Origin of the sequence: Corynebacterium sp. HMSC056F09 (genome assembly GCF_001815785.1) — a bacterium.
GTDB lineage: Bacteria > Actinomycetota > Actinomycetes > Mycobacteriales > Mycobacteriaceae > Corynebacterium > Corynebacterium hiratae.
On the sequence record NZ_KV821948.1, the window covers coordinates 125,498 to 145,398 of the forward strand.

25 protein-coding genes are annotated in these 19,901 nt (G+C 61.3%); 6 read left to right on the plus strand and 19 right to left on the minus strand.

Annotated features, from left to right (window positions below; translation table 11 throughout):
* Positions 1 to 2: 2 nt before the first annotated feature.
* The 6 genes from rpsM to secY form a co-directional block, all read right to left on the minus strand.
* Complete coding sequence (gene rpsM / locus HMPREF3056_RS09510; RefSeq protein ID WP_039673764.1) at positions 3 to 371, minus strand: 30S ribosomal protein S13; 369 nt, start codon at positions 369 to 371, stop codon at positions 3 to 5.
* A gap of 188 nt (positions 372 to 559) precedes the next feature.
* A complete protein-coding gene (infA, locus tag HMPREF3056_RS09515) occupies positions 560 to 778 on the minus strand; it encodes a translation initiation factor IF-1 (RefSeq protein WP_003854422.1) in 219 nt (72 codons plus the stop codon).
* Positions 779 to 1,004: 226 nt separating this feature from the next.
* Positions 1,005 to 1,796: a L,D-transpeptidase gene (locus HMPREF3056_RS09520; protein WP_070511331.1), complete on the minus strand. Its 792-nt coding sequence runs from the start codon at positions 1,794 to 1,796 to the stop codon at positions 1,005 to 1,007.
* 51 nt (positions 1,797 to 1,847) lie between these two features.
* The gene (gene map, locus HMPREF3056_RS09525) at positions 1,848 to 2,642 is read right to left on the minus strand and encodes a type I methionyl aminopeptidase (RefSeq protein ID WP_070754645.1); all 795 of its coding nucleotides are present in this window, start codon (positions 2,640 to 2,642) and stop codon (positions 1,848 to 1,850) included.
* A 15-nt stretch (positions 2,643 to 2,657) separates the two neighbouring features.
* A complete protein-coding gene (locus HMPREF3056_RS09530) occupies positions 2,658 to 3,203 on the minus strand; it encodes an adenylate kinase (protein ID WP_046648459.1) in 546 nt (181 codons plus the stop codon).
* Positions 3,203 to 4,528 (minus strand): preprotein translocase subunit SecY, encoded by a 1,326-nt coding sequence (secY, locus tag HMPREF3056_RS09535; RefSeq protein ID WP_070754646.1) that lies wholly within the window; start codon positions 4,526 to 4,528, stop codon positions 3,203 to 3,205. The genes HMPREF3056_RS09530 and secY overlap by 1 nt, the downstream gene beginning before the upstream one ends.
* A gap of 381 nt (positions 4,529 to 4,909) precedes the next feature.
* On the opposite strand from secY, the gene HMPREF3056_RS09540 reads away from it, so the two are divergent.
* Both HMPREF3056_RS09540 and HMPREF3056_RS09545 read left to right on the plus strand, forming a co-directional pair.
* Positions 4,910 to 6,217 carry a class I SAM-dependent methyltransferase gene (locus tag HMPREF3056_RS09540; protein WP_070754647.1) on the plus strand — a complete coding sequence of 436 codons (1,308 nt, stop codon included), beginning with the start codon at positions 4,910 to 4,912 and terminating at the stop codon, positions 6,215 to 6,217.
* 16 nt (positions 6,218 to 6,233) lie between these two features.
* Positions 6,234 to 7,715: an FAD-binding oxidoreductase gene (locus HMPREF3056_RS09545; protein WP_070754648.1), complete on the plus strand. Its 1,482-nt coding sequence runs from the start codon at positions 6,234 to 6,236 to the stop codon at positions 7,713 to 7,715.
* A gap of 440 nt (positions 7,716 to 8,155) precedes the next feature.
* Here HMPREF3056_RS09545 and rplO read toward each other — a convergent pair whose 3' ends face one another.
* From rplO to rpsH, 6 genes are read right to left on the minus strand one after another with little or no spacing between them, the layout of a single operon-like run.
* Entirely contained in the window at positions 8,156 to 8,605 is a 450-nt protein-coding gene (gene rplO / locus HMPREF3056_RS09550) for a 50S ribosomal protein L15 (RefSeq protein ID WP_070511323.1), read from the minus strand.
* Between the two features lie 3 nt (positions 8,606 to 8,608).
* Positions 8,609 to 8,794, minus strand: a complete 186-nt coding sequence (gene rpmD, locus HMPREF3056_RS09555) for a 50S ribosomal protein L30 (protein WP_010189565.1) — start codon at positions 8,792 to 8,794, stop codon at positions 8,609 to 8,611.
* A gap of 3 nt (positions 8,795 to 8,797) precedes the next feature.
* On the minus strand, positions 8,798 to 9,424 hold the full coding sequence (gene rpsE / locus HMPREF3056_RS09560; RefSeq protein WP_046648464.1) for a 30S ribosomal protein S5: 627 nt from the start codon (positions 9,422 to 9,424) through the stop codon (positions 8,798 to 8,800).
* Between the two features lie 40 nt (positions 9,425 to 9,464).
* Positions 9,465 to 9,866: a 50S ribosomal protein L18 gene (gene rplR, locus HMPREF3056_RS09565; RefSeq protein WP_046648465.1), complete on the minus strand. Its 402-nt coding sequence runs from the start codon at positions 9,864 to 9,866 to the stop codon at positions 9,465 to 9,467.
* Between the two features lie 3 nt (positions 9,867 to 9,869).
* Entirely contained in the window at positions 9,870 to 10,406 is a 537-nt protein-coding gene (gene rplF / locus HMPREF3056_RS09570; RefSeq protein WP_049157327.1) for a 50S ribosomal protein L6, read from the minus strand.
* Between the two features lie 14 nt (positions 10,407 to 10,420).
* Complete coding sequence (gene rpsH / locus HMPREF3056_RS09575) at positions 10,421 to 10,804, minus strand: 30S ribosomal protein S8 (RefSeq protein ID WP_049157329.1); 384 nt, start codon at positions 10,802 to 10,804, stop codon at positions 10,421 to 10,423.
* A 311-nt stretch (positions 10,805 to 11,115) separates the two neighbouring features.
* Between rpsH and HMPREF3056_RS09580 the strand changes: the two genes are divergently transcribed.
* The gene (locus tag HMPREF3056_RS09580; RefSeq protein WP_070754649.1) at positions 11,116 to 11,364 is read left to right on the plus strand and encodes a DUF6457 domain-containing protein; all 249 of its coding nucleotides are present in this window, start codon (positions 11,116 to 11,118) and stop codon (positions 11,362 to 11,364) included.
* Entirely contained in the window at positions 11,361 to 12,212 is an 852-nt protein-coding gene (gene fdhD / locus HMPREF3056_RS09585; RefSeq protein ID WP_070754650.1) for a formate dehydrogenase accessory sulfurtransferase FdhD, read from the plus strand. Before HMPREF3056_RS09580 ends, fdhD begins: the two co-directional genes overlap by 4 nt.
* On the opposite strand, the gene HMPREF3056_RS09590 is transcribed toward fdhD, so the two are convergent.
* The 6 genes from HMPREF3056_RS09590 to HMPREF3056_RS09615 form a co-directional block, all read right to left on the minus strand.
* Positions 12,181 to 12,966 (minus strand): formate/nitrite transporter family protein, encoded by a 786-nt coding sequence (locus HMPREF3056_RS09590; RefSeq protein WP_070754651.1) that lies wholly within the window; start codon positions 12,964 to 12,966, stop codon positions 12,181 to 12,183. The genes fdhD and HMPREF3056_RS09590 overlap by 32 nt on opposite strands.
* A 211-nt stretch (positions 12,967 to 13,177) precedes the next feature.
* Positions 13,178 to 13,729, minus strand: coding sequence for a 50S ribosomal protein L5 (gene rplE / locus HMPREF3056_RS09595; RefSeq protein ID WP_046648471.1), 552 nt, complete (start codon positions 13,727 to 13,729; stop codon positions 13,178 to 13,180).
* 1 nt (position 13,730) lies between these two features.
* Positions 13,731 to 14,045, minus strand: a complete 315-nt coding sequence (gene rplX / locus HMPREF3056_RS09600) for a 50S ribosomal protein L24 (protein ID WP_005527724.1) — start codon at positions 14,043 to 14,045, stop codon at positions 13,731 to 13,733.
* A gap of 4 nt (positions 14,046 to 14,049) precedes the next feature.
* Positions 14,050 to 14,418 carry a 50S ribosomal protein L14 gene (gene rplN, locus HMPREF3056_RS09605; protein ID WP_070527799.1) on the minus strand — a complete coding sequence of 123 codons (369 nt, stop codon included), beginning with the start codon at positions 14,416 to 14,418 and terminating at the stop codon, positions 14,050 to 14,052.
* Positions 14,419 to 14,827: 409 nt separating this feature from the next.
* On the minus strand, positions 14,828 to 16,831 hold the full coding sequence (locus tag HMPREF3056_RS09610; RefSeq protein WP_070754652.1) for a sucrose-specific PTS transporter subunit IIBC: 2,004 nt from the start codon (positions 16,829 to 16,831) through the stop codon (positions 14,828 to 14,830).
* Positions 16,832 to 16,943: 112 nt separating this feature from the next.
* The gene (locus HMPREF3056_RS09615; RefSeq protein ID WP_070754653.1) at positions 16,944 to 18,242 is read right to left on the minus strand and encodes a glycoside hydrolase family 32 protein; all 1,299 of its coding nucleotides are present in this window, start codon (positions 18,240 to 18,242) and stop codon (positions 16,944 to 16,946) included.
* Between the two features lie 21 nt (positions 18,243 to 18,263).
* Here HMPREF3056_RS09615 and HMPREF3056_RS09620 point away from each other — a divergent pair, with 21 nt between their 5' ends.
* Complete coding sequence (locus HMPREF3056_RS09620; RefSeq protein WP_070754667.1) at positions 18,264 to 19,139, plus strand: carbohydrate kinase family protein; 876 nt, start codon at positions 18,264 to 18,266, stop codon at positions 19,137 to 19,139.
* Entirely contained in the window at positions 19,136 to 19,528 is a 393-nt protein-coding gene (locus HMPREF3056_RS09625; RefSeq protein WP_070754654.1) for a hypothetical protein, read from the plus strand. The genes HMPREF3056_RS09620 and HMPREF3056_RS09625 overlap by 4 nt, the downstream gene beginning before the upstream one ends.
* 91 nt (positions 19,529 to 19,619) lie before the next feature.
* Here the strand turns inward: HMPREF3056_RS09625 and rpsQ are convergent, their stop codons facing one another.
* Positions 19,620 to 19,901 carry a 30S ribosomal protein S17 gene (gene rpsQ / locus HMPREF3056_RS09630; protein WP_010189641.1) on the minus strand — a complete coding sequence of 94 codons (282 nt, stop codon included), beginning with the start codon at positions 19,899 to 19,901 and terminating at the stop codon, positions 19,620 to 19,622.

Sequence of the window (19,901 nt, forward strand, 5' to 3'; positions counted from 1 at the left end):
TTTTACTTCTTCTTTCCTGCGATCGTCTTCTTCGGACCCTTGCGCGTACGAGCGTTGGTCTTGGTGCGCTGACCACGAACGGGCAGACCACGGCGGTGGCGGATGCCCTGGTAGCAACCGATTTCAATCTTGCGACGGATGTCAGCCTGAACCTGGCGGCGGAGGTCACCCTCTACCTTCCAGGTAGCTTCAATGACGTCACGCAGCGCCGACAGCTGATCGTCGTCGAGGTTGTCGGTGCGCAGGTCGGGAGAAATGCCGGTCTTTTCCAGCAGTTCCTTGGCACGGGAAGGCCCGATGCCGTAGATGTAGGTGAGAGCAACCTCCATGCGCTTGTTGCGCGGGAGGTCAACACCAGCTAGACGTGCCATATGGCTAGTCCTTTCGGGTTGTTACGATGGTTTTCTCCTCATCCGTCCCCCGCCACGCATACGCTTCGCCCCGGGCCGTGCCGGGGAAACTGTGGGCATGCTTAGCAGCGTGGGCTCAGGCCATCGCAGCCTGAGGTAGAAAAGGACGCACCTAGGGCGCGTCCCGTGGGTGAGGAGGCTTACAGTCTTTACTTGTAGCGGTAGACGATGCGTCCGCGGGTCAGGTCATAAGGAGACAGCTCCACAACAACGCGATCCTCCGGGAGGATGCGGATGTAGTGCTGACGCATCTTGCCCGAGATGTGGGCAAGAACCTTGTGCCCGTTGTCGAGCTCGACGCGGAACATTGCGTTGGGCAGGGGTTCGACGATGCGACCCTCAACCTCGATTGCGCCTTCCTTAGCCATAACCTCTACTTTTCTGATGGAGTTCTTTTCGCCACGCTTGGCGACGCCTCCACCTGCATGTTTGGTGTCTACTGCCTGGTGTCCTCAGCAGCCAATCCGGCTGCGTACAGACACCAGCACTAAAGCATACGCTGCGAGAACGGGTTTTCCAAATACAGAAACCTCCCGTCGCACTAAAGCGCGGGAGGCAAATGGTGTCTAGCGGTGGCTTGCCCACCGCTACGTCCTAGTAGATGAAGACCTTGGAGCCCATCGGCACATCATTCCAGTAGCGCACGGCATCCTGGTGGGTCAGGCGCACGCAGCCATTGGACTGGTAGGCCGGGGAGCCCTCGTGGAAGGCGTGGCCGTTGTTCGTGAAGTACATTGCGTAAGGCATCGGTGCGTTACCGAATTCCCACGAGATCTCGTCCTTCACCTTACGGTTGATGTAGTACGTGCCGGCCGGGGTTTCCTCACCCGGCTTACCGGTGGACATGCCCTGCGCAACGTAGGTGACGTTGCCGTTGCCGTCCTGCAGCCAGGTACGGCGGCCATCGCGGTCCACGCAGATACGCGCATCTGCCGGGCACGGGCCAACATCGAAGCGCTGCGCCTGACGCTCAGCCTCAGCCTTGCGCGCGGCTTCCTCAGCGGCGGCCTTCTCGCGAGCAATCTGCTCAGCGTGGGCGCGCTCTTCAGCTTCGCGGGCTGCGCGGATCTCCGCGTTCTTCTGCTCGATGAGGCCCGGGAAGACGAGCTCAATAGCGCCATCGATTACTGGGCGAAGAGCATCGACTGCCTGCGGGTTAACATTCTGCAGCGCTTCCAGCATTTGGTTGCGGCTAGCCCACGCGTTCTCACGGGTCTGGCCAGCGAACTCATCAAGCTGGGACTGGACGTTGGAGGACAGGGAATCAATAGAGGGGACCGTCTGTGCATGTGCGGCCGGGGCGACCGAGAGAGTAGCGGTCAGAAGGCCGATTGCGGTGGCTCGGCGTAGGGAGCGAGCACCAGCGCGGGAGCGAATTTTAGACATGGCAAGAAGTATAAACCTTCCGACCATGATTTCCTACCCGAAAGACGTGTTTTAGTAGCGCGGGGTCAGGATTCGGGGACCATTCTCCGTCGCCGCGACGGTGTGCTCCCAGTGCGCCGACCACGAGCCATCGAGGGTTACCACGGTCCAGTCATCCTCTAAGACCTCGCTGTCCTCAGTACCCAGGGTCAGCATCGGCTCGATGGCCAACACGGAACCTTCCTGGATGAGGGGACCGCGCCCTGCCTTGCCTTCGTTGGCCAGGTAGGGCTCCTCGTGCATCTCTCGGCCGATGCCGTGGCCGCCGTAGCCATCGACGATAAAGAGCTCGACGCCGAATTTATCCTCGGCGCGGTAAGTCGCCTGCTCGAGGGCAGCGGAGACGTCGGTCAGCCGGTTGCCCGGAACCATCGCCTTGAGGCCCTCGTAGAGGACCCATTCGGTGGCGTCGCTCAGCGCCTGCGCTTCGGCGCTGGGCTTACCGACGCCAAACGTCCACGCACTATCCCCCACCCAGCCGTCGAGAGTGGCACCGCAGTCGATGGAAACAAGGTCCCCCTCAGCCAGCAGCACTTCCTTGCTGGGGATGCCGTGGACGATGACGTCGTTGACGGAAGCGCAGATGGACCCCGGGAACCCGCCGTAGCCTTTGAAGGTGGGCACGGCACCGGCATCGCGGATGGTCTGCTCGGCCACCTCATCGAGTTCCAGAGTGCTCACGCCCACCGCTGCGGCAGCGCGTACCGCCTGCAGGGCGCGGCCGACGATCTCGCCGGCCGCCTGCATGGCATCGAGCTCGCCTGGGGTGCGGGCGGGGATGGTTTTAGTGCGTCGTCGAAAAGCCATGGCTTAAAAGGCAGATTACTTGCCCATGGCCTTCAGGGTGCGCTCGTTGATCTCCTCAACGGAACCCTCAGCCTTCACGGAGATGATGGCATCGCCGTAGTGCTCAATAAGCGGGAAGGTCTCCTCGCGGTACACGCCCAGGCGGGTGCGGATGGTCTCCTCGGTGTCGTCTGCACGACCGCGGGCGAGCATGCGCTCGACGACGACGTCCTCGGACACCTCAAAGTTCAACACGCCATCCAGCTTGAGGCCCTTGTCGTCAAGGAGCTTCGCCAGGATGTCGGCCTGCTCCACGGTGCGCGGGAAGCCGTCAAGGAGGAAACCTTCCTTGGCGTCATCCTGGTTAAGGCGGTCCTCTACCATGCGGGCGGTGACGTCAGTCGGCACCAGCTTGCCGGCGTCGATGTAGGACTTGGCTTCTACACCAAGCGGGGTGCCCTCACCAATGTTGGCGCGGAAGAGGTCACCGGTGGAGATGTGCGGAACGCCGAGCTTCTCGCTGAGGAGGGCGGCTTGGGTGCCCTTGCCGGCACCGGGAGGGCCAAGGAGTACGTAACGCATTACTTAAGCAGTCCTTCGTAGTTGGATTGTAGAAGCTGGGACTCGATTTGCTTGACCGTGGTCAGGGCAACCGAGACCATAATGAGGATGGCGGTACCACCGAAGGCAGAGGTGCCGCTGGCACCTGCAGTGCCCACTCCGAGATCCAGAAGGATATTCGGAAGGACGGCGATAACCGCGAGGTAGATCGAACCGACGAACAGCAGGCGGTTCATCACGAAGCCTAGGTACTCGGCGGTCGGTCGGCCCGGGCGGATACCCGGGATGAATCCACCATACTTCTTCATGTTGTCGGCTTGTTCCGCAGGGTCGTACTGAACCGATACGTAGAAGTAGGAGAAGAAGATAGTGAGCACAAAGTAGAGGACGATGTACTGCCAGGAGCTCGGCGATTGCAGGTGGGCGATGACGTTGCGCTGCCACCAGTTATCGGAGACACCCGGGGAGCCGGAGTTGACAATCTGGGTGATGAGCACCGGCATGTAGATCAGCGAGGAGGCGAAGATGACCGGGATAACACCAGCCTGGTTGACCTTCAGCGGCAAGTAGGTGGAAGAGCCACCGTACTGGCGGCGGCCCACCATGCGCTTGGCGTACTGCACCGGGATACGGCGCTGCCCCTGCTCGATGAAGGTAATACCCGCGACGAGAACGATGAGACCCGTGAGAACCATGGCGAAGACCAGACCACCATTGTTCTGGAAGATGTTGACGCCGTCGGTAGGAAGGCGGGTAGCAATACCGGCGAAAATCAGCAGCGACATGCCGTTGCCGATTCCCTTCTCCGTAATCAGCTCACCCATCCACATCACCAGGATCGCACCAGAGGTCATGGTGATAACGAGCACGACGAGGGTGAAGAAGTTACGGTCCTCCGCCAAGACGCGCACGCCCTGGCCCAGGAGCTGCTCGCGGTCCGCCAAGGCCACGATGCCCGCGGACTGCAGCAGGGCCAGCGCGAGGGTGAGGTAACGCGTGTACTGCGTCATCTTCGCCTGACCGGACTGGCCCTCCTTCTTCAACTGCTCGAAGTGCGGAATAACCACGGTGAGCAGCTGCACGATAATGGACGCCGTAATGTACGGCATGATGCCGATGGCGAAGATCGACAGCTGCAGCAGCGCACCACCGGAGAACAGGTTGATCACCGAGTACAGGTTTCCGGACTCCTCCGTGAGGTCACGAAGGCGGCCGGCGATGGTGGCGTAATCAACGCCCGGCGACGGGATCTGCGCGCCAACACGGTAGAGAATAATCATCACGAGCGTGAAGATGATTTTCTTCCGCAGGTCGGCATCTTTGAAAGCCTGCAAAATGGCGGACACTACTCAATCCTCCTGGCCTACCGCGCTTGCTGTGCGGTTCGAATTCGCCGCGCACGGGGGTGGATCTCATCTGTTCCCAAAAGTTAAGAACCTTCTTAAGGTCCTTCATAGGAACGGTTGGACAGTTTTGACCCCATTACCCTACCAGCCCCGCCCCCTTTCGCCACATTGGCGCCGCGAAAACCAGGCTTATCCTTCTCGGATTAGTTTCCCCCTTAGCGCCATCGACGCATGAGGTCTACCATGGACCGCGTTGCCCTAAGGCAATGTCCTTACAACATTTCTACGTCTTTTCGACCTCTCAAGCGGCGCCCCGGGGCGCCTCAGAGCAAGGCCGTCTTCTGTCTGCCTAACCTTAATCCGAAAGTAGTATGTAGTTTTATGAGTAAGCGATTCTCCCCAATGACCGTGGCTGAGATCATCGATACCTTCGTTCCCAGCCCCAACCCCTTCCACTGGGAAGCTTTCGACGGTTCCGCAACCGGCCCAGCCGACGCGCAGTTCACCGTCAGAATCAATAACCTGCAGGGCCTGGCCTACATCGCCACACACCCGGGCGATGTAGGCTTCGCCCGCGCCTACGTCACCGACGGAATCACCGTCGAGGGGGAACACCCGGCGCACCCCTACGGCATCTTCGACGCGCTGCACGCAATGTATGACAAGCTCTCCCGCCCGGACGCGAAAACCCTTGCCCGCGTCGCGCGTTCCTTGGCTTCGATGGGTGCTTTTCAAATCCAGCCGGTCCCGGATGTCGAGCGCGCCTCGTGGCTGCGCCGCAAGCTCCACGAGGGTCTATCCAAACACTCCAAGGAGCGCGACGCGGAAGTCATCTCCGATCACTATGACGTGGGCAACGACTTTTACGAGCTCTTCCTCGGCGACTCGATGACGTACACCTGCGCCTACTACCCCTCCCCTGACGCCACGCTCGACGAGGCCCAAGAAAACAAGTACCGCCTCATCTTCGACAAGCTGCGGCTCAAGGAAGGCGACCGCCACTTGGACGTCGGCTGCGGCTGGGGCGGCATGGTGCGCTACGCCGCCAAGCGCGGCGTAAAGTCCTTGGGAGTCACCCTCTCCAAGGAACAGGCAGAGTGGGGCCAGGCCAAGATCAAGGAAGAGGGCCTAGAAGACCTCGCGGAAGTCCGCTTCCTGGATTACCGCGACGTCACCGAGGAAGGCTTCGACGCCATCTCCGCCATCGGGTTGCTCGAGCACATCGGGGTCAAGAACTACCCGGACTTCTTCAGCTTCCTCCACGGCAAGCTCAAGCCGGGCGGCCTCATGCTCAACCACTGCATCACCTACCCGGATAACCACAAGACGCCGAAGGGCGGATTCATCGACCGCTACATCTTCCCCGATGGCGAGCTCTCCGGCTCCGGCACCATTACCAAGTGCATGCAGGATGCCGGCTTCGAAGTCGTCCACACGGAATCCCTCCGCTTCGACTACATGCGCACGCTGCATGATTGGTGCGAAAACCTCAAGGAGAACTGGGAGGAGGCCTGCTCGCTGGTGGGCCTTCCCACTGCCCGCCTGTGGGCCATCTACATGGCCGGCTCCGAGTGGGGCTTCGAGCACAACATCATCAACCTGTACCACTTCTTGGGCGTCAAACTGGGCGATGCTGGCTCCCGCGCCGGCGTGCCCGAGCGCCGCTGGTGGGAAGATTCGCGCTTCTAAATCTTGAAGGAGTTCTATGTTGATCGATCTCATCCGCAATCATCGCAGCGTCGACGCAATCGAAGTCCCGCCGGTGGGCTGGAAGGCGCATGAGGAGGGCGTCGACAAGCTCCTGCGTAGCTTCCACGCGGTGCCGAAGGATAAGCGCGTACGTTTGGCGAAGAAGACCTCGAACCTCTTCCGCGGGCGCAGCGAGCAGCAGGCGGGCCTCGATGTGTCCGGCCTGGGTGGGGTCATTGAGGTCGATCCGATTGTGCAGACCGCCGAGGTCCAGGGCATGTGCACCTACGAGGACCTTGTCGACGCCACCTTGCCGCACGGGCTCATGCCCTTCGTGGTGCCGCAGCTCAAGACCATTACGCTCGGCGGTGCGGTGACGGGCATGGGAGTCGAGTCCACGAGCTTCCGCGACGGCCTTCCCCACGAATCCGTCCTGGAGATGGATATCCTGACCGGCACCGGGGATATTGTGACGTGCTCGCGCGAGGAGAACGTCGATCTCTTCCGCCTCTTCCCCAACTCCTACGGCTCTCTAGGCTATGCGGTGCGCCTCAAGATTGAGCTGCGCGCGGTCAAGCCCTACGTGGAGCTGCGTCAGGTGCGCTTCAACGACTTCAACTCACTCACGCACGCGCTTGACGACGTCTCCCTCACCCGCACCTACGACGACGTCGAGGTCCACGGTCTCGATGGCGTGGTCTTCTCACCGGAGGAGTCATACCTCGTCATGACCCGTTTTACGGATGAGGAAGGGCCAACCTCGGATTACACGCGGGAGAAAATCTTTTATCGCAGCCTCCAGCACCAGAGCGGGATCCGCCGCGACCGCCTCACGGTGCGCGACTATATCTGGCGCTGGGATACGGATTGGTTCTGGTGCTCCCGCGCGTTCGGCGCGCAGAATCCGCGCGTGCGCGAGGTGTGGCCGCGACAGCTGCGCCGCAGTTCCTTCTACTGGAAGCTCGTGCGCTTAGACCGCAAGTACGAGCTGGAGTACAACTTCATCAAGAAGCCGAAGGGTCTGCCCCGCGGCGAGCGCGTGGTCCAGGACATCGAAGTCACACCGGACAATCTGCCGAAATTCTTGGATTGGTTCTTCCAAGCCTCCGACATCCAACCGGTGTGGCTCTGTCCGATTCGGCTGCGCGAGGGCGTCGAGGACCTCATCGGCACCGGCTCGCTTGCCGCTGATTCCCCGGCCCCGTGGCCGCTCTACCCCCTGCGCCCAGGACAGACCTGGATCAACGTCGGTTTTTGGTCCGGCGTGGAGGGCAATCACGTCGATCCCTCGGCCCCTGGCAATGGCGCCTTCAACCGCGTCATCGAGGCCAAGGTCAGCGAACTCGGCGGACATAAATCCCTGTACTCAGAGGCCTTCTACTCCCCCGAAGAATTTGCCGAGCTCTACGGCGGCGACCTGCCGGAGCGCATCAAGGCCGTGACCGACCCTGATGATCGCTTCCCGGGCCTCTACGAGAAGACGGTCAACGACGCCTAACGGCCCCACCGCACGCTGTGCCTCAGCATCACCACGGCATACTGTGCCTCAGCATCACCACGGCATACTGTGCCTCAGCATCACCGCCGCGCCTTATGCAACCAACTAGGCCCGCATAAATTTCTCACCATAAGGTTCCTCTCAAAAGGCATTAATACCTTTTGAGAGATGCCTTTTGCGGGCCTCCCGCAGCCAAAGCCCTGGTCATCGCATAACATCTGGACCATAAGGTTCCCCTCAAAAGGTACTAATGCCTTTTGCGGGGCTCGCTGGGTAAATCCCCAGGTCATCGCATAACACTGAAGCCATAAGGTGCCTTTCAAATGGTACTAATACCCTTTGTGTCCTAGGCCAGGACCAAAAACGCCAGAAGCCCTCCCGAAGGCCACCGAAAGGTGGCGCCCGGGAGGGCAGTGGCTCTCACAGAGCCTGTAAGAGAATTACTTGGTTGCGGTGGCGGTGCCGCCAGCAGCCTCGATCTTCTCGACAGCAGACTTGGAGAACTTGTCAGCGGTGACGTTCAACTTAACGTTGATGTCGCCGTTGCCCAGAACCTTGACCGGCTGGTTCTTGCGAACCAGGCCAGCAGCGACGATGTCCGCAACGGTGACGTCGCCACCGTTAGCGAAAGCCTCTGCGAGGTCAGCAACGTTGACTACCTGGTACTCAACGTGGTTCGGGTTCTTGAAGCCCTTGAGCTTCGGCAGACGCATATGGATCGGCATCTGGCCACCCTCGAAAGCAGCGGAAACCTGCTTACGAGCACCGGTGCCCTTGGTACCGCGACCAGCGGTCTTACCCTTGGATGCCTCACCGCGGCCGACGCGGGTCTTGGGCTTATTGGAGCCTGCGGCCGGGCGCAGGTCGTGGAGCTTGATGATATCAGCCATAGTTTACTCCCCTGCCACTTCTTCGACGGTGACCAGGTGACGCACCTTGTGAACCATACCGCGGATGATCGGGGTGTCCTGCTTAACTACAGAGTGACCGATGCGCTTGAGACCAAGCGACTCCATGTTTGCGCGGTGGTTCGGCTTGGTGCCCACAAGGCCCTTTACCTGAGTAATCTTCAGAGCCATTGCTTATGCCTCCTGACCTGCGCGCTTGCGCAGCATCTGGGCCGGTGCGACGTCCTCGAGGGACTTGCCACGACGTGCGGCAACTTCCTCCGGACGAACCAGCTGCTTGAGGCCGTCCACGGTAGCGCGGACGACGTTGAGAGCGTTGTCGGAGCCCAGGGACTTCGACAGAATGTCCTGCACGCCAGCGCACTCAAGCACCGGACGAGCAGCACCGCCGGCGATGACACCGGTACCCGGAGCGGCCGGCTTCATCATGACGATGCCAGCTGCGTCGCGACCCTCAACCGGGTGGGTAATGGTGCCAGCAATCATCGGGACGCGGAAGAAGTTCTTGCGAGCCTCTTCTGCACCCTTCTGGATTGCGGCCGGGACTTCCTTGGCCTTGCCGTAGCCGACGCCCACCATGCCCTGGCCGTCGCCAACGACGACGAGAGCGGTGAAGGACATGTTGCGGCCACCCTTAACGGTCTTAGCGACGCGGTTGATGGTCACAACGCGCTCGATGTACTTATCGCGCTCGTTGTCCTGCTGGTTGCGGCGGTCGTTACGACGGCCGTTGTTGCGACCCTTGCGGTCGTTGTTGTTCTCGGCGGAGCGTCCGCCGTCACGCTGTTCACGGTCCGACATTAGGCGTTCCTTCCGTTGATGTTTCCGTATGCCTTAATCATTAGAACTGCAGACCACCTTCGCGAGCGGCGTCGGCCAGCGCAGCAACGCGGCCGTGGTACTTGTAGCCTGCACGGTCGAAGACGACCTGCTCGATGCCAGCAGCCTTGGCGCGCTCAGCGATGAGCTGGCCTACCTTGGCAGCCTTGGCCTTCTTATCGCCCTCGAGTGCACGCACGTCGGCTTCCATGGAGGAAGCGGCAGCCAGGGTGTGGCCGGCCAGGTCGTCGATGACCTGGACGTGCATGTGGCGGGAGGAGCGGTGAACGACCAGACGCGGTGCCTCAGGGGTGCCGCGGAGGGTCTTACGGATGCGGAAGTGGCGGCGCGCGCGTGCTTCACGACGACGCGAGGAAATGTCCTTGCCAACCGGGGTGCGCTTTGCGTTTTCAGTGTTAGCCATTGCTTACTTACCCGTCTTTCCGACCTTGCGGCGGACCTGCTCGCCGTCGTAGCGAATACCCTTGCCCTTGTAAGGATCGTCCTTACGCAGGCGGCGGATGTACGCGGCGACCTGTCCAACCAGTTGCTTGTCAATACCAGATACGGAGAGCTTGGTTGCGCCATCCACAGCGAAGGTGATGCCCTCCGGAGCCTCGATGAGGATCGGGTGGGAGTAGCCCAGAGAAAACTCCAGGTCCTTGCCCTTCTGCTGGACACGGTAACCGACACCGAAGATTTCCATCTTCTTGGTGTAGCCCTCGGTCACGCCAACAACGGCGTTGTTGACCAGGGAGCGGGATAGACCGTGCAGGGCGCGGTTCTTGCGGTCGTCATCCGGACGGGAGACCTTGATCTCGTCGTCCTCGACGGCTGCGGTGATCGGCTCCGGCAGCTCAACCTCGAGGGTGCCCTTGGAACCCTTAACGTTGACAACCTGGCCGTTGATGGTGATCTCGACGCCCTTCGGGACGGCGATAGGTGCTAGACCGATACGAGACATGTGTCAATCCTCCCTTACCAGACGTAGGCGAGAACTTCTCCGCCTACACCCTTCTCCTGAGCCTGACGGTCGGTAAGCAGACCCTGAGACGTGGAAATGATGGCCACGCCCAGGCCGCCCAGAACCTGCGGCAGTTCGGTGGACTTTGCGTACACACGCAGACCCGGCTTAGACACGCGACGCAGACCCGAGAGGGAACGCTCACGGTTGTTGTACTTAAGCTCGAGGGTCAGCTCGTGGCCCTCGACGGAGTAGTCAGCGATGTAGCCTTCCTGCTTCAAGATCTCAGCAATGTTCGCCTTGATCTTGGAGGTCGGCATCGACACGACGTCGTGGTGCGCATTAGATGCGTTGCGCACGCGCGACAGCATGTCGGCAATAGGATCAGTCATAGTCATATGAGTGACCTGTAACCTTTCTCGTTGCGGTTCCCGTAATGCCCACCAAAGCGTTTTCCGTGTGATTTCGGGCTACTCACGCTCCCCGCGGTCAATACCGCGAGGCGCTCGCCACCCTTTGATACAGACAACGGTCCGCTATCTACGGCGAGGGGCCTACAACAAAGTAGATATGTTCAATTCTTCCGGCTTGGCACATTTGCGCACCTCCTGCGCTGTTTTCACGGCGCGGGAGGAGGAAAAATGCAAGTCCGTCGGATTACTCTACCCTTTGACATGCTGTTTTCCAAAACGCGTTAGCATGAGAAGCCATGAGTGAAACGCCAGACCCCATCCGCACCGCCCACCAGTGGCTCCAGGAGGCCGCCGAGCTTCTCGACGTCTCCCCGACCGACGCCACCGCCCTCGTCAAGGAGCTGCTGGATCTGACCAAGGACGTTGCCCATACACAGTCGCGCCCGGCCGCTCCCCTGACGGCGTACCTAGTGGGCTTGGCTTCCAAGGACACCGAGGAGGCCCGTGCCCATATCGCCACACTGAAGGAGGCCCTTAACCGATGAGCGGGCGCGTCAACGCCACCTTTGCGGTGACCAAGGTGCGCCTCGATGAGGACGGGCAGGTCACCCAAGTCGATACCCGCGGCGATACCGTCGCCGGCGAGGAGCCTTTGGAAATACGTATCGGGGGGCAAACGCTGACCACGACGATGCGCACGCCAGGCCACGACGTCGAACTGGCACATGGTTTTCTTCATTCCGAAGGACACATCGAGAAGGTCAGTGATATCCGCGAAGCCCGCTATTGCGCTGGCGCCTCAGTGGATGGGCGCAACCCCTATAACCTCCTCGATGTGGAGCTGGCTAACCCGCACGCAATCACGCTTGCCGATCTGCGGCTGACGATTACTACGTCTGCCTGCGGCGTGTGCGGCACCTCCTCCATCGAGGCGCTCATGAAGCAGAGCCGCTACGAGATTCCGCGGGTGCCGGTGGATCCGGGGGTCGTCGCCACGCTGCCCGAGGCCCTGAAGCGGGAGCAGAAGCAGTTCCGCAAGACCGGCGGCATTCACGCCGCTGGGGCCTTTACTCTCGACGGCGAGCCCATCGTAGTGCGCGAGGACGTCGGCAGGCACAACGCCGCCGACAAGGTCATTGGCCACCTGCTCATGGAAGGCATGCTCCCCGCCTCCGACCTCATCCTGGTGATGAGCTCGCGGGCGAGCTTCGAGCTGGTCAACAAAGCTGCCATGGCCGGCTTCGGCATGCTCGTTGCGGTCTCCGCCGCCTCCTCCCTAGCCGTGGAAACCGCCCGGGAGACCGGCATGGCGCTGGTTGGCTTCGCGCGCGGCGACCGCTTCAACCTCTACTCGGGCGAACTTAATCGCGGTACGCTTCCGGGCCAGAGTTAAGCCAGGCGTACACGCCGCCAATAAGGAAGCCGCCGCCGATGAGGTTTCCCACCCACACGATGGACCAGTTGGCCAGGACCGCACCGAGAGTAAACCCCTCAGGCAGCGGGCTCGCACAGAAGAAGGTCAAGGTCATCAGGCAGAAGTTGGCGATAACGTGCTCCAGGCCCAGGCCCACAAAGCAGGCGATGATCGGCACGATGACGAAGAACTTGGACACCACATCCTTGGCAAAGACCGCGCCGACGATAGCCATGTTGACCACGAAGTTGGCCAGCATGGCCTCCACCAGCAGTCCGCCGGGGCCCTTGATGAGCTTGCCCATCGCGAGGTTGGCAATGAGATGGTTCGGATCGATTCCGCCCAGCTTGGCGGACATTCCCATGGCCACAGCGAACAAGGCGGCACCAACCAGGTTGAACAGCGTCGTCACCACGAGCAGCCACAGGCCCTTGCCCCAACCCACCTGCTTAGTCACGGCACCATAGACCATGTACATCATGTTGCCGGTAGCCAGCTCCGCGCCAAGAAGGACGATGGCAAAAAGGCCCAAGCCGAACAGGCAGGCAAAGACCAGCGAGCCCAGGCCTTCCACATGCTTCTCGACGCCCATCCCCATCACCGCAGCAAACGCCGTACCGATGGCGAGGTACACACCCGCCAGGGTGGAGCGCACAGCGAACCGGCCAAAGGACTCGTCGAGCAACGCAACCTTTTTCTTTACCGCGGCTGCCGAAGCATCATTCAGGGACATCATTCACCTCAGGGGAATCGTTAGTTCGCAGACGCCAGTAGTTTACTCCCCGCTTGTTCGAACCTCATAGGAAGCGATGACTCTGCCTTGCCCCTAGAACGCAATATCTCCGTCCTGACCCAAAAGGCATGCAAGCGCAAAAATCCCCGGCCTCCTTACGGAGTACCGGGGATGCTCTTCACCTATGTATTAGGCGGAAGAATTCGCTACGTTACTTGAACGGGAAGCCGAGCTCGCGCAGGAGCTTGCGGCCCTCCTCGTCGTTGGTAGCGGAGGTCACGACGGTGATGTCCATACCACGCGGGCGATCCACCTTGTCGATGTCGATCTCGTAGAACATGGTCTGCTCGGTGAGACCGAAGGTGTAGTTGCCGTGGCCGTCGAACTGCTGGTCAGAGAGACCGCGGAAGTCGCGAATACGCGGCAGCGCGATGGTCAGCAGGCGGTCCAGGAACTCCCACATGCGGTCGCCGCGCAGGGTAACGCGTGCACCGATGGGCATGCCCTCACGGAGCTTGAAGTTAGCGATGGACTTCTTAGCGCGGCGCACCTGCGGCTTCTGGCCGGTGATAGCGGTAAGGTCCTCGAGAGCGCCGTTGATCATCTTGGAGTCGCGGGCAGCGTCGCCCACACCCATGTTGACAACGACCTTGGTGACGCCCGGAATCTGCATCACATTGTCGTACTTGAACTCTTCGTTCAGAGCCTTCTTGATTTCCTCGCGGTAGCGGGTCTTCAGACGCGGAGTGTAGTTCTCGCTCATGTTAGATGTCCTTCCCGTTGCTACGTGCGATGCGGACCTTCTTGCCGTTTTCGTCGAAACGGTAGCCCACGCGGGTCGGGTTGCCCTCGGAGTCAACGATCGCAACGTTGGACACGTGGATCGGAGCTTCCTGGGTAACGATTCCGCCGGACTCGGCGCCACGCTCGGTAGCGGAGTTAGCAACGTGCTTCTTAACGCGGTTGACGCCCTCAACGAGGACCTTGTCGCGCTTCGGGTATGCCTCGATGACCTTGCCCTTCGCGCCCTTGTCCGGGCCCGAAATAACAATCACCATATCGCCCTTATGAATCTTCATAAGACTAGATCACCTCCGGTGCGAGAGAAACGATCTTCATGAAGCGCTTGTCACGAAGTTCGCGAGCAACCGGGCCGAAGATGCGGGTACCGCGCGGCTCGTTGTCACCCTTGAGAATAACTGCGGCGTTTTCATCGAATGCGATGTAGGAGCCGTCCGGACGACGGGTCTCCTTCTTGGCACGGACGATGACGGCCTTGACGATGTCGCCTTCCTTTACGTTGCCACCCGGGATGGCTTCCTTGACAGTGGCGACGACGATGTCACCAATGCCAGCGAAACGTCGAACGGAGCCGCCGAGAACGCGGATGACGAGGATCTCTCGTGCACCGGAGTTGTCGGCGACGCGCAGACGCGATTCTTGCTGAATCACTATGGGTCTCCTGACCTGGATTAACGTGCGTCAAGATTTCCGTCCTTGACACACCTGGTCTACTTGCTTACGTGGCACAGGCTGTGCGACGAACTCGCTGTTCACAGCGGTCGAAGGGTCTCGGTGCGGCGATTCGGAAACGCATCGCGCTGCACCGACCGGCCATATGCAACCCATACATTCAAGCATGCTCGCCGCTGTTTCCCCAAATCGCGCGCTGCACCACTTCCCCGACCTACGACACTTCTCATCCCCTCAAACCCAAATGTGCAGACCTCAAAGTGCAGCACGCTGGTGGCGTCGTGAAGCGCACGCGCAGTGCTTGGCGACGACCAGCGTGTCTGCACTTCCAGGTCTGCACTTATGGAAGCGGCGGACGGGCCCCTAGGCCTTGTCCACTGAAGCACCCCTAGGCCTTCGAGGTTGATGCAGCAGTTGCAGCATCAGCCGGTTCCGGCTTCGGGTCCACCGTCAAAAGCGCATCGCCGACGGAGATGCCCTCTCCGGGGTGGTAGGCCGGGAGGACCGGACCCGTCTTCTTCGAGTTAGACACGACGACCGGCGTGGTCACCGGGTAGTCGGCGGCCTTGATCGCATCAATGTCGAACTCGCAGAGGAGGTCGCCGGCTTTCACCTCATCGCCCTTGGAGACGTGCGAGGTGAAGTGTTCGCCCTTCAGGTTCACGGTATCGAAGCCGATGTGCATGAGGATGTCCACGTTGTTGCCGTCGGCGTCCTTGCCGCGCACGGCATACGCGTGTTTGGAGGGGAAGGTGACGGTGACCTTGCCGTCGATCGGGGAGACCAGACGCCCCTCGGAGGGCTCGACGGCCGCGCCAGCGCCCAGCTTGCCCGCCGCGAACATCGGATCCGAGACCGACTCCAAAGCGATAGCAGTACCAGCCAGCGGGGAGGCCACGCGATAGGCGTTCGGGTCAGCGGTGGCAGCAGGTACCGCGCCGCCGGCACCGGTAGCAGCACCGGTCTCATCAGGATCGATGGAACCGTTCTTGGCAATCAGGTAGCGGCCATAAGCAAAGGCCACGCCGAAGGACAGGATCAAAGAGGTAACGGCGCAGATGAAGAACTGCGTGTAGTCCTCGGGGCGCATGGACACGAAGCCGATGAAGCCGGCGGCGCCGAGGGCGGTGGCTTTGACGTCGAAAAGCGCAATGAGTGTCGCTGCAATCGCGGACGCACCCATGCCGATGTAGAACGGCCAGCGCAAGCGCAGGTTCACACCGAAGATGGCGGGCTCGGTGATGCCGAAGAGCGCGGACACACCCGAAGCACCGGACAGGCCCTTGAGCTTCTCAGAGCGGGCCAGGAAGTAGACCGCCAGGGCCACACCACCCTGGGCAATGTTGGCCACGGAAGCCACCGCGAAGATGAAGGAGCCGCCTTCGTTCCACAGCATGGTCTCGATCGGCGGGAAGGACTGGTGCAGACCCGTGATGACAATCGGCGAGTAGAACAGACCAAAGATGAAGCCGCCCACCGGGCCGGCGAACGTGTAGAGGTCATTCAGGCCAGCACCCAGCATGTCGCCAGCGGTGCGCAGCACCGGACCCACCGCAATGAAGGTGATAAAGCCCGTGACCAACAACGTCAGCAGCGGGGTAAGCAGGAAGTCCACCGTGCCCTTGAGGTGCTTGTGCAGGAACTTCTCAATCGTGGCAAGAATCCAGGCGATGACCAGGATAGGCAGGATGGAACCTTGGTAACCCGCCTGGGCGACGTCAAGACCGAAGATGTTCCAATAGGTCATCTCCCCCGCTTCGATGGTCGCGGCTACCTGGTAGCCATTAACCAGGTCCGGCATCACCATCGCCATAGCCATGCCGGCGCCGAGGAACTCGTTGCCGCCAAAACGCTTGGTGGCGGTAAAGCCCACCAAAATAGGCAAGAACGCAAACGGCGCGGAGGCCAAAAGGTTGATAAGCCCGGCGACATCAGCCATAGCCGGGAACATCTCAATAACTGACTGCTCGCCAAAAAGGCCGTTGACGGTGAGCACGTTATTGAGCGCCATGAGCAGACCGCCACCGACCAGAATCGGGATGAGCGGCACGAAGATATCCGCGAGGACCTTCACCGCGCGGGAGAACCAGTTGCCGGAATCGGCGGCAATGTCCTTGAGCTTGTCCGTGGAGACCGCGATGTCCTGGGTGGTTATCTTGTTGAGCTGGTCGAAGACGATGTTGACATCGCCCGGGCCAACGATGACCTGGAACATGCCGCCGGCCTCAAAGATGCCCTTGAGGTCCGGATCGTTTTCCAGCGCAGCCTTGTCGACCTTCTTGCTATCTTTGAGCACCATGCGCAGGCGGGTGGCGCAGTGCGCGAGCGCCACGATGTTGTCTTCGCCGCCGATGGCTTTCAGGATTCGCTCCGCGACTTGTGAGTGTTCCATGCCGCCGTGCCTCCTAGAAGAGTGAGATGAATTATGTAGTGTCACCTTCCATTAGACACGCCACCCCACAGAAAGCCAAGCATTCGGACATAAATATAGGAAGATTCACACCCTAACGGGCTTCCCAACCGTGCCAGCGAGCGCCGCTGGCACCAAAGACTGCCGACGCCCCCGCAATCCGCCCATCGCCCGCAAAGACCTCCACCGCGCAGCCATCCGCGATGAGTTCCAGGGAACCAGCCGGACACGGCACGACGCGCTCATCACCGCCGCAAGCCAAGCGGAGTTCTCCCCCGCCGTAGGTGACGCGGAAGGCTTCGGCCCCGGAGTCGTCGACAAGCGCGTACGTGCCTTCGCCTGCCTGAAGCATTGCAACCGAGTCGTTCTCCGGCAGCTCCCAGACTGGAGCTTGGCGCAGCCAGCCATCCTCCAACCACACGCGCCGCGGCAGAGTGAGCGTGTGGACCCACCCTTCTTCCACGGTCGGGGTGTCATCCTGCGTCGGCAACCCCATCCACCCCAGCATGATGGCCTCGCCGTCCTTCTCCACCAGCTGTGGCGCGTAGAACTGGTGGCCATAGTCCAACTCACTAAAACCACGCTCCACGTGGAAGACCGTGCCATCGAGCCGGCCCACGAGGTAGCCGCACTGGTCGGAGGAAGCGTAGTGCGTGGTGTCGTCGGCAAGCACCGGCTCAAGACCTTGCGGGCAGATGACCAAGACATCCTTGTCCTCCCCCGTCGCGCGATCCTGGAGCCTGAGCAGGTTGGGGCACTCCCACATGTAACCACCCGGCACGAGGTCCGGACTCAGGCCCGGCTGAGCACTCGAGGTATCAAAGGTGAGGGCGCCTTCTAAGGACCACTGTGCCAAGTCCGTGGAGCGGTAGAGCACCACGTGCCCCGTTTCATCCTCCGCTTGCGCGCCGAGCACCATGCGCCAGCCCGCATCATCACGGGTGATCTGGGGATCCCGGTAGTGCCCCGTGAACCCCTCCGCGGCCCCATTGATGAGCGGGTTCGCCGGGTCATGTTCGTAGAAACCACCTGCCGGGCCGGAGGGGTCCACCACGCGCACGCGGTTCTGCGAGGGAATCCGTACGCCATCGCGCTTAAGGTTGCCGGTATAGAACAGCCAGACGTCCTCGCCGTCGACCACTGCGCCGCCCGAGTAGCAGCCGTGGGCGTCATGCTCACGGATGGGATACAGCGCGTCCGGGTAGTGCCGCCACGGTTGCGCGGCGCTCAGCGATGCTACGGCGTGCCCCCACCCCGTTTGTTTCTTAGCGTGTGGGAAGCACGGGTCGTGCTGGTAGTAGACGTGCAGAGTATCGCCATCAAGGAAGATTCCGTTCGGGTCATTCAAGCGGCCGGAGGGCGGGGAGAGATGAAAAAGCGGACGGTAGTTCATGCCCTCGATAGTATGGGCTCTATGGACATTATGGTGTGTGGCGAAGGCCTTGTCGATCTTGTGCCGCGTGGCCGCGGGCAGCTGGCCGACCTCCAACCGGCGTTGGGTGGCGGCCCCTTCAACGTGGCGGTGGCAGCCGGGCGATTAGGCGCTGACGTGGGCTTTCAGTCCCGCCTATCAAAGGACGCATTCGGCTGTGCGCTGGTGGAGCGTCTCACCGAGGAGAGCGTGGACACCTCCCTTGTGCAGCGCGGCGATGAACCCACCACGCTGGCGGTGTGCAACATCGCCGACGACGGCTCGGCCACCTATTCCTTTTACACGGAGGGTACTGCCGACCGCCTGGTAGAGCCCGCGCTTGCCGACGTCCCCTGGGCCTGCTTCGGCACCGTCTCCCTAGCGCTGGAGCCGGGCGCCTCGCGTTATGCCGCGCTTCTCCAGGACTTAGCTGCGCGCGGCACGAAGGTGGCGCTGGACCCGAATATCCGGCCCTTCTTCGCCACTACGGAGCACCGCGAGTTCCTGCTGAGTCTGCTTCCCCACGTCACGCTGCTGAAGCTCAGTGAAGAAGAGGTTGATTTCCTTGGGGCTGGGGCACTGGAGCAGGTACCGGTGGTGGTCACCACGCGTGGGGCGGACGGGCTGAGCGTACGCACGGCGTCGGTGTCGTTGGAGGTCCCGCCGGTGAACGTCGAGGTGGCGGACACCATCGGCGCGGGCGACACGGTGATGGCTGCACTCCTGACTCTTCTGGCGGAACGAGACGGGAATGCAGCCGAGCTCAGCGCCGAAGAATGGCGCGAGATCCTGCAGTTTGCGGCGACTGCCGCAGCGATCACGGTCTCACGCACCGGCGCCCAGCCGCCCACACGCACCGAAGTAGAGGCGCGGCTGTGAACTATCCCCTGCGCGCGGCGGTGTTGAACGCGGTTCTCCTCGTTCTCGTCGCGATATGTTTCCTCCTGCCGGTATTCTTCGGCACCTCGGCCCTGCTCCCGGTGCCCGTCGCGGCCTGGACATCGGTCATCCTTGCCGTGCTAGCGCTTATCGACGCCTCCTACCACGCCTTCTCCCCCACCCAACGCCCCACCCGCGGCCTGCGCGCGCTCACCGCCCTCGGGGCGGGCACGCTCATCGCAGGCTGGTTGGTCTGGGTTCAGATCTTTAACACCATCGACGTGACCAGCACTACGCCCTACCGCATCGGCACGTTCCTTCTCGCGGTCGGCGCGGTGCTCAGCGCGTTTTGCCTTGCCATTGCGCTCACATACCGCGGCGCGCGCTAGAGGATCTGGTCTCGGAGAAGAGCGCCGTGCAGGATCAAAAATAGCCCCCACGATAACCGTGGGGGCTATTCACGTAGAAGAGGGCTAGATATTACTTAGCCTTCTCCACGATCTCGACGAGACGGAAGTGCTTGTCCTTGGACAGCGGGCGAGTCTCGGCGATGAGAACGCGGTCGCCGATGCCGGCGGTCTCGTTCTCGTCGTGCGCCTTAACCTTCTTGTTAGTGCGCATGATCTTGCCGTAGAGGGCGTGCTGCTTGCGGTCCTCGAGCTCGACAACGATGGTCTTATTCATCTTGTCGGAGACAACGATGCCGGTGCGGGTCTTGCGAGCGCCCTTTTCCTTCTTAGTGTTCACGTTTGCCTCACTCAT